General features: G+C 46.1%; 9 protein-coding genes. 7 read left to right on the forward strand and 2 right to left on the reverse strand.

All coding sequences use genetic code 11. The features are described 5' to 3' along the window. Nucleotides 1-132 precede the first annotated feature (132 nt). The 5 genes from crtE (at nucleotide 133) to C7B77_RS16140 (ending at nucleotide 7,471) form a co-directional block, all read left to right on the forward strand. Nucleotides 133-1,050: a geranylgeranyl diphosphate synthase CrtE gene (crtE, locus tag C7B77_RS16110; RefSeq protein WP_106306844.1), complete on the forward strand. Its 918-nt coding sequence runs from the start codon at nucleotides 133-135 to the stop codon at nucleotides 1,048-1,050. 315 nt (nucleotides 1,051-1,365) lie between these two features. Beyond that, complete coding sequence (locus tag C7B77_RS16115) at nucleotides 1,366-1,818, forward strand: divergent PAP2 family protein (RefSeq protein ID WP_106306869.1); 453 nt, start codon at nucleotides 1,366-1,368, stop codon at nucleotides 1,816-1,818. 292 nt (nucleotides 1,819-2,110) lie between these two features. Next, the gene (locus C7B77_RS16125; protein ID WP_106306850.1) at nucleotides 2,111-3,649 is read left to right on the forward strand and encodes an anthranilate synthase component I family protein; all 1,539 of its coding nucleotides are present in this window, start codon (nucleotides 2,111-2,113) and stop codon (nucleotides 3,647-3,649) included. A gap of 680 nt (nucleotides 3,650-4,329) precedes the next feature. Further along, nucleotides 4,330-7,182, forward strand: coding sequence for an excinuclease ABC subunit UvrA (uvrA, locus tag C7B77_RS16135; RefSeq protein ID WP_106306852.1), 2,853 nt, complete (start codon nucleotides 4,330-4,332; stop codon nucleotides 7,180-7,182). Nucleotides 7,183-7,228: 46 nt separating this feature from the next. Then, nucleotides 7,229-7,471, forward strand: coding sequence for a DUF4926 domain-containing protein (locus tag C7B77_RS16140; protein ID WP_106306856.1), 243 nt, complete (start codon nucleotides 7,229-7,231; stop codon nucleotides 7,469-7,471). A 39-nt stretch (nucleotides 7,472-7,510) separates the two neighbouring features. On the opposite strand, the gene C7B77_RS30060 is transcribed toward C7B77_RS16140, so the two are convergent. After that, nucleotides 7,511-7,687: a hypothetical protein gene (locus C7B77_RS30060; protein WP_181243886.1), complete on the reverse strand. Its 177-nt coding sequence runs from the start codon at nucleotides 7,685-7,687 to the stop codon at nucleotides 7,511-7,513. Further along, on the reverse strand, nucleotides 7,684-8,031 hold the full coding sequence (locus C7B77_RS16145) for a restriction endonuclease subunit S (RefSeq protein ID WP_106306859.1): 348 nt from the start codon (nucleotides 8,029-8,031) through the stop codon (nucleotides 7,684-7,686). Before C7B77_RS16145 ends, C7B77_RS30060 begins: the two co-directional genes overlap by 4 nt. Before the next feature lie 393 nt (nucleotides 8,032-8,424). Here C7B77_RS16145 and C7B77_RS16150 point away from each other — a divergent pair, with 393 nt between their 5' ends. Both C7B77_RS16150 and C7B77_RS16155 read left to right on the forward strand, forming a co-directional pair. Beyond that, complete coding sequence (locus tag C7B77_RS16150; RefSeq protein WP_106306863.1) at nucleotides 8,425-8,679, forward strand: DUF4926 domain-containing protein; 255 nt, start codon at nucleotides 8,425-8,427, stop codon at nucleotides 8,677-8,679. A gap of 4 nt (nucleotides 8,680-8,683) precedes the next feature. Next, nucleotides 8,684-9,439, forward strand: a 756-nt coding sequence (locus C7B77_RS16155) for a hypothetical protein (protein ID WP_106306866.1), incomplete at its 3' end; no start/stop codon positions are given.

Genomic DNA, 9,439 nt, shown 5'->3' on the forward strand with positions numbered 1-9,439 from the left:
ACCCATTCATTACCCATTACCCATTACCCATCCACTCATCCACTCATTCACCCATTTCCTAAAAAGACCCATTCCCTCGTAAAATAGTTGAGACAAGAGCTGTATAGATTGTCCCTCCATCCTCTAGCACCAATGACCAGTCACCAGGAAATTTCTCCCACTGCTACCTTCGATCTGGTAGCTTATCTCACCGAGCGTCAGCCACAGATCGAAGCAGCCTTAGACGCGGCGATTCGTCCTGGCTACCCAGACACGATCTATGATGCGATGAGGTACTCCTTACTGGCTGGTGGTAAGCGGCTGCGCCCGATGTTATGCCTTGCTAGTTGCGAACTGATTGGAGGTAGTATCGATTCAGTTATGCCGATGGCTTGCGCGCTGGAAATGGTTCACACAATGTCGCTAATCCACGACGATTTACCAGCAATGGATGATGATGATTATCGGCGGGGTAAGCTGACAAATCATAAAGTTTATGGCGAAGATATTGCGATCCTCGCGGGGGATGGCTTGCTGGCTTATTCATTCGAGTATATCGCGACCCAGACTCAGGGCGTCAGTGCTGACAAAGTACTCAAAGCGATCGCGTATTTAGCTAAAGCTTCGGGTGCTAATGGTTTAGTCGGCGGACAAGTAGTCGATCTCGAATCCGAAGGTAAACCGGATATATCTGTCGAAACACTCACTTACATTCACAATCACAAAACAGGTGCCCTGCTCAAAGCTTGTGTCGTCTGTGGGGCAATCCTCGCTGGAGCCACCGACACACAGCTCGAAAAACTCTCTAAATTCGCCCACAATATCGGGTTGGCATTCCAGATTATCGACGATATTCTCGATATCACCGCCACCCAAGCCGAACTGGGCAAAACCGCAGGCAAAGACGTTCAAGCTCAAAAAGCGACCTATCCCAAACTGTGGGGATTGGAAGAATCCAAACGCCAAGCTGATAAACTAGTAGCAGAAGCTAAAGCTATTTTGGCTGAATTTGGCGATCGAGCGCGTCCGCTCCAGGCTCTTGCCGACTACATTACCGATCGCAAAAATTAACTTAGCTCCGTTCCAATACCGCCACCGATTAAAATCGGGGCTAATGATGCTAAGTCCGCCTACTCGGACTGGATTTCCTAGTCCGAGTAGGCGGACTTAGCATCACGAGCCGAGACTTCCAGTCTCCAGTCAACTTTTATCCCGTTGGCGTAGCCGCTCAAACAGGATCGACGCAGGTTAATTTAGCTATTGAAACGAGCTGTTCGATTCTAATTCTTACTCTCAAATAGCTCTGTTCTATGGTACTTATTAGATATTGCTTCAGTTGTTTACTTATTCTAGGTTATTTACGTGGTTAGTCAGACAACCTCTGCGATCGATGACATCAGTCAGATTCTCGATAACCGGATTTTACTAGTGGCGGTGGCCGCTCAGGTTCTCAAACTGATTATCGATACGATCCAAAATGGTAAATTTAGCGTCCAAGTTTTGACAACTACAGGTGGAATGCCCAGCGCGCATTCTGCGCTAGTTACCGCTCTAGCTGCTGGCGTCGGCGAAGTTTTGGGCTGGAAAAGTCCAGAATTCGCGATCGCGACAATTTTTGCGATCGTCGTCATGTACGATGCGGCTGGAGTTCGTCAAGCCGCAGGCAAACAAGCCCGTATCCTCAATCAAATGATGGACGAATTATTCTCAGAGGATCATAAGTTTAATGAAGAAAAGCTCAAGGAATTACTCGGACACACGCCAGTACAAGTAATCGCTGGCTCGATCTTAGGTGTGGTTGTAAGTTGGCTATTTTTAGGAATTGGGCAACTACCTTAAATAACCTGAATTTGGGATAAGCATATTGCGATTGACTATCGATCGATAAACATTAAGGTAGATATTCTGACGCAATCCTGGCCATGCTCTTCCCCAGTTTCGATCGATTCAGTCAGCTAGCCAGCGCAGGTAACTTTATCCCCCTGGATCGAGAATGGGTCGCCAGGATCGATCTGTCGATCGATAACCAGCTCGAAAAATTGCTGTCGAGCTGCAAAAAATCTAAAATAATTTGCTCGATAACTACCTCAGCAGGGACAATAAGATAGATATCCTGCCGCAATCCTTGCAAATGATTTTCCCCAGTTTCGATCGATTCAGTCAGCTAGCCAGCGAAGGTAACTTTATCCCCCTGTATCAAGAATGGGTCGCCGATCTCGATACTCCCGTCTCGGCATGGCATAAAGTCTGTGCGGGTCAACCCTATAGCTTCTTACTCGAATCTGTTGAAGGTGGAGAAACTGTCGGACGCTATAGTTTCCTGGGTTGCAATCCCTTATGGGTGCTAGAAAATCGCGGCGATCTCACCACGCAAACGCACCGCGATGGTACCGTCACAACATTTACAGGCGATCCGTTTCAGACGCTGGCTGACTGCTTAGAACCCTACAAACCCGTCAAACTCCCGCAACTCCCTGGCGGAATTGGGGGGCTATTTGGCTTCTGGGGCTACGAATTGATGAAATGGATCGAATCTAGAGTCCCCGTCCATCCAGCTACCGCTGACGACCTGCCAGATGGCTTGTGGATGCAGGTCGATCATCTAATCGTCTTCGATCGAGTCAAACGCAAAATTTGGGCGATCGCGTATGCCGATTTACAGGGTTGTCATGGCGATCTCGAACTTGCCTATACTCAGGCGTGCGATCGCATTAATACTCTCGTTGCCAAACTCCAACAACCGCTGATGCCCAAGTTTTTAGAGTGGACGCCACCCCAACCTAGTCCCCCGCTTACCGAACTTCCCGCCGCATATACCAGCAATACTTCCAAAGCGGAATTCTGCGCGAATGTAGAGAAAGCCAAGGCACATATTACTGCTGGCGATATTTTCCAAGTCGTCGTCTCCCAGCGGTTATCGACAGGTTATACAGGCGATCCGTTCGATTTATATCGCTCCTTAAGCTTGGTCAATCCCTCGCCCTATATGGCTTATTTTAACTTTGGAGATTGGCAGATTATCGGTTCTAGTCCCGAAGTAATGGTGAGAGCCGATCGTAATTATGATGGTACTCTCAAAGCCACCCTGCGCCCCCTCGCTGGTACCCGGCGGCGCGGACAAACACCCCAAGAAGATGAAGCTCTCGGAATCGAACTGCTCGCAGATACCAAAGAAGTTGCCGAACATGTAATGTTGGTAGACTTGGGGCGCAACGATTTGGGTCGAGTCTGTGCCAGTGGTACAGTGGTTGTCGATAAATTAATGACGATCGAGCGTTATTCCCATGTGATGCACATTGTCAGCAATGCTGTGGGACAACTCGCGCCGGGTAAAACCGCCTGGGATCTGCTCAAAGCCTGTTTCCCCGCAGGGACAGTCAGCGGCGCGCCCAAAATTCGCGCGCTAGAAATCATCCACAATTTAGAAGGCTGTCGGCGGGGTGCGTATTCGGGCGTCTATGGCTACTATGATTTTGAAGGACAACTGAATACGGCGATTACCCTGCGCACGATGGTAGTGCGTCCTGACGGAAAAGGAGATCGTATCGTGTCCGTGCAAGCTGGTGCGGGATTGGTTGCCGATTCCGATCCAGTAACAGAATATGAGGAAACCTTAAATAAAGCCAGAGGTTTGCTCGAAGCAATTCGCTGTTTGGTAACGCGGGAATAGTCGATCTCGATCGACTAACTTATTTTGAGGGAGCGACGAAGATGAAACCAAAAGCGTTTTCTTACTCCCTCAAAAGAGCATTAAATTATAATCTAGCATTGGTGACAGCTTCAAATACCTTCATCAGATGACGGCTACCGATCGGTTGCGATTGGATTTAGGCAGGGAGTTTTATAATGGCTACAATGTTACGTTCGTTCCAACCAAGATGACACCAGCCGAACTCCATAAAGATCGCAATGTTTGATGATGTTTTGATAGATTTTGCTAATGAACGCTGATGACATTTCCCCAGTCATTGCAATCATTTTTCCAAGGATAGATGCAAGTTCGTGAGTGCAAATAGTAATAAAATAAGCTATGGATTGGGAACGATCGTATCCTCTCAATTGAATAGAATGACGGTGATGTAAATCCGGATTATATTTCATATCAAAAAAATCGATCGTCGATCGTCTAACCGTCAACCATTTGTAGGGGCGGGTATATGCTAATAAATATTGCCGTGCGATTTATACCCAAACAAAACCCGCCCTCCCCACTAGCAACCACCAGATCGCATCCATTCTACAGCGATCGAATGTGTAATTTGTCGATCTAGTCTAGCCATCGACAGATCTAGAGCCTAAAGATGTGTTAAAACATAGGTTTGTTCTACTTTGAACCAATAGCTCTACCCTATGTCTGCAAACGACCAAGACACTATTCGCATCCGTGGTGCCAAACAACACAACCTCAAAAATATTAGTTTAGAGCTACCACGCGATCGCTTAATCGTGTTTACAGGTGTCTCTGGTTCGGGTAAATCGTCACTGGCATTCGATACCATCTTTGCGGAGGGACAGCGGCGGTATGTAGAGTCGCTGAGTGCTTATGCGCGGCAATTTTTGGGGCAATTGGACAAGCCAGATGTCGATGCGATCGAGGGTTTGAGTCCAGCAATCTCGATCGATCAAAAGTCTACTTCTAATAATCCTCGCTCGACTGTCGGCACGGTGACCGAAATTTACGATTATTTTCGGTTATTATACGGTCGTGCGGGTACGCCCCATTGTCCGCAGTGCGATCGATCCATCGCCCCACAAACGATCGATGAAATGAGCGACAGGATTCGCGCTTTGCCCGAACGGACTAAGTTTCAGATTTTAGCACCAATCGTCCGGGGTAAAAAAGGAACTCACCAGAAAGTAATTTCTAGTTTGGCATCCGAAGGCTTCGTGCGGGTGCGGGTAAATGGCGAGATTCGCGAATTAGCCGATCGCATTGTCTTAGATAAAAATCAACATCACACGATCGAAATTGTGGTCGATCGATTGGTTAATAAAGAAGGCATCGAATCGCGATTATCGGATTCTTTAACTACTTGTTTGCGACATGGCGAAGGGATAGCCACTATTTCAATTATTACCGACGAAGGTGCCGAAGTAAATCCAGATTTACCCACAGAATTAGTTTTTTCTGAAAAATTTGCCTGTACCGAACATGGCGCGGTAATGGAAGAATTATCGCCCCGATTGTTCTCTTTTAACTCTCCCTATGGGGCTTGTCCGGCTTGTCACGGCATCGGTAGCTCGCGCACCTTCGATCCAGACCTAATTATTCCCGATCCGGCTGCGGCGATTTATCACGCGATCGCGCCGTGGTCGGACAAGGATAATTCTTATTATTTATCGTTATTATATAGCTTGGGTCAAGCCGCTGGATTTGCCCTCGATACCCCGTGGCAAAAACTCACTCCCGAACAAAGAGCGTTAATTTTAGAAGGTCGAGATGAGCCGATTTGGATGGAAGATATCGGTGAAAATCGTCGCTTTCGCGGAGTGATTAAAATTCTCGACAGGCAATACAATGATGCCTCAGAATTGCAAAAACAAAAGCTCGACCAATACCTGACAGACAGACCCTGCGAAGCTTGTGGCGGCAAACGGTTAAAAGCCGAAGCTCAATCGGTAAAGTTAGGACAATATGGCATTCTCGATTTTACCAGTACCGCGATCGATGAATGTTTGGACAGACTCGATCGATTAGTATTGACTGAAAAACAACTCAAAATCGGTGAATTAGTCCTCAAAGAAATTACTGCCAGACTGCAATTTTTACTCAACGTCGGTCTAGATTATCTTACGCTCGATCGCGCCGCGATGACCCTCTCCGGCGGCGAAGCCCAACGAATTCGCCTCGCTACCCAAATCGGCTCCGGTTTGACAGGCGTCTTATACGTCCTCGACGAACCGAGTATCGGTTTGCACCAACGTGATAACGGACGACTATTAAATACTCTTACCAAATTGCGCGACTTGGGCAATACCCTCATCGTCGTCGAACACGACGAAGACACTATCCGCGCCGCCGACCATTTAGTCGATATCGGCCCTGGTGCTGGCGTACATGGTGGTAGTATCGTCGTTGAGGGCGATTTAGATGCACTCCTCAAATCCGAAGATTCGATTACAGGTGCTTATTTATCTGGACGTGTAGGTATCGAAACGCCAGCAGCACGACGCGAAGGCAACGGACGCAGTTTAATTCTCAAAAATGCCCACCGTAACAACCTCAAACATCTCGATGTCGAATTCCCGCTCGGTAAACTCGTCTCCGTCACAGGCGTATCCGGTTCGGGCAAATCTACCCTGATCAACGAACTGCTCCACCCCGCCTTACAGCACCATCTCACCAAACGGGTACCCTTTCCCAAAGATGTCGATGAGTTGCAAGGTATTAGCGCGATCGATAAAGTCATTATCATCGATCAATCCCCGATCGGGCGCACTCCTCGATCGAATCCCGTCACCTATACAGGCGTCTTTGACACCATCCGCGAAGTCTTCACCCAAACCATCGAAGCCAAAACGCGCGGCTATAAAGCTGGACAATTTTCTTTCAACGTCAAAGGCGGACGCTGCGAAGCCTGTAGCGGACAAGGCGTCAACATCATCGAAATGAACTTCCTCCCCGATGTCTACGTCCAATGCGACGTCTGCAAAGGCGAACGCTACAACCGCGAAACCCTCCAAGTTAAATATAAAGGTAAATCGATCGCCGATGTCCTAAATATGACCGTCGAAGAAGGCTTAGGCTTCTTTGAGAATATCCCCCGCGCCGCCACCCGCCTGCAAACCCTCGTCGATGTCGGCTTAGGCTACGTCAAACTCGGACAAACCGCCCCCACCCTCTCCGGCGGCGAAGCCCAACGCGTCAAACTCGCCACCGAACTATCCAAACGCGCCACGGGTAAAACCCTCTATCTCATCGATGAACCCACCACCGGACTCTCATTCTACGACGTCCACAAGCTCCTAGACGTCCTGCAAAGACTGGTAGATAAGGGCAACTCCATCATCGTCATCGAACACAACCTCGACGTGATTCGCTGCTCCGATTGGACGATCGATCTGGGGCCAGAAGGTGGTAATAAAGGAGGAGAATTAGTCGCAGTAGGGACGCCGGAGGATGTGGCTAAAAATTCTAAATCGCATACAGGGAAATATCTCAAGCAAGTACTGAAACAACATTCAGCAACGGTGAAAGTTTAAATTATCCCCGATCGACAGTAATGTTACCATTTTCAATAGCAGCATTATGAAGCCCGAACTTTTTCAAGAAGTAATTATAAATCGCGACTTTCCTGAATATAAGATCGCCAAAGGAGATGTTGCGATATTGAATGACTTTGTTACCGATCCTGCGGGGGAAGAAGACTGCGTGCTGGAGATCTATACTGCGGTGGGTACTTTTGTGATGCTAGTGACTTTACCTGTAGAAAATATTGAGCCTTTAAAACCTACAGATAGACTATCTGTGCGTAGTTGCACGAGTGCGTAAATACAATCGATAAATTTGATTTTCAAACTTACAATATCTTTAACTCGCTTGTTTTGAAGGTGAGTTTGCCGAGTCGTAAAGGTATTGTTGATATTTATTAGCAACTGAGGTTGCTAACTCGCTCATCTGCCTAGCTTTCTCTTCTGCCAGTTTAGCTAGTTCTAGTGCTTCTGCCAGTTTAGCCTGTTGTTGTGGACTTAACGATCCCTCGGTCATGATAAATCCTCCAAAATTTTGACTGCTCTCATCACCAACATTTTAGTTTCTAATGCTCGACCTAGCAACTCTCCTAAATCCTCGGCGGCTGCTTGGACGATTTCACTAGGAATCTGTGGTGGCGAGATGCTATCGATCGCTATTTGAATCCTCCTTTTTACATTGTCTCGAAATAATAATGAGTTATTAAGAGTCGATAACAACTGAATTAAAATAGGATTCTCATAAAAAAGAGGTAACAATCCTCTAACTATCTCAAGACCCCTATTAGCCTCACTCTCAATTAGATCTAACTCTTGATTCAATCTTTCAATTATTTCTAATATTTGTGGAGGAAGACTCATACATCAAAATCGTCTGAAATTTTGTGTTAATCTTAACATAATAAGAGACAAATCTAGTCGCAAAACTTTATTATAAGTAGCCAGCTCCAAAAGAGATACCTCTAAAGATCTGAAATCGATTCTATCGTGGAGCGTCCGCATTGCGGAGTTGTGTTCATGATGCAATAAGAAGATTGAAGATAATTCAAGCTTAACACTCTCATATCTTGGCGACAAAAGCTAAATCAGAACCAGTATAAAGTAGATGAAATCTAGGAATTGACAAAAACTTAAGCGGTGGGCACTGCCCACCATTTTACTGCAAACCCTCGTCGATGTCGGCTTGGGCTACATGAATCAGTAGATAAACAATTTAGATTCATCACATTCATCCCAGATTAGGAAAATAAAATTATGAAGCCTGAACTTTTTCAAGAAGTAATTATAAATTGCGACTTTTCAGAATATAAGATCGCCAAAGGAGATGTTGCGATATTGAATGACTTTGTTACCGATCCTGCGGGGGAAGAAGGCTGCGTGCTGGAGATCTATACTGCGGTGGGTACTTTTGTGATACTAGTGACTTTACCTGTAGAAAATATTGAGCCTTTAAAACCTACAGATAGATTATCGGTTCGTAGTTGCGTGAGTCTAACCCCTATTTCCTAATCTTATGGGTGGAAATTTATTCAATCGCGGTCGGATCGATCGAGATCGCTATTTAGACATCGAAGCTGACATTCGTACCTATCTCGATCGGTATTTGGGCAGCGATCGCTATCGCATTCCCGGCTATTATGGTGATAAATCAGATTTTGGCGACTTAGATATTATCGTTTGCCTCGCTCCTGGCGATAATTGGCAGCAAATTCGCCAGACGATCGTTAACGACTTAGATATTATTGAATTTAAAGCTGCTGGGAGCGTTTTCTCGACACTATATCGAGATTTTCAGGTCGATTATTTTACCGCTAGTTCGCCATATTTTGAAAGCACTTATAATTATCTATCATTTAACGATCTGGGCAACTTAATTGGTAAAATATGCCGTCGCTTCAATCTTAAATATGGCGAGCGGGGACTGAGTTATATCTACCGTTATCATAATGGTAATTTTCAACAGGAAATTGAATTAACCCAAGATTTTGCAGCTATTTGTCGGCTGTTGGAATTAGACTATGGTAAATGGCAAGCTGGCTTTGCCGATATTACCGAAATTTTTGAGTGGACGATCGCTTGTCCCTATTTTTCGATCGCACCCTATATCAATCGGTCTACTTCTTTAGAACGGCGTGTCAAGGAGAGATCGACCATTCAAAGTTTCCTCGACTATCTCGATCGACATCAAATTACGAAAAAATACCAATATCTCGACAATCGCGATGATTATCTACCGTGGATTGCGGCTAATTTTCCCGCAGCTAATTTA

Source organism: Chamaesiphon polymorphus CCALA 037, from assembly GCF_003003845.1.
Taxonomy (GTDB): domain Bacteria; phylum Cyanobacteriota; class Cyanobacteriia; order Cyanobacteriales; family Chamaesiphonaceae; genus Chamaesiphon; species Chamaesiphon polymorphus.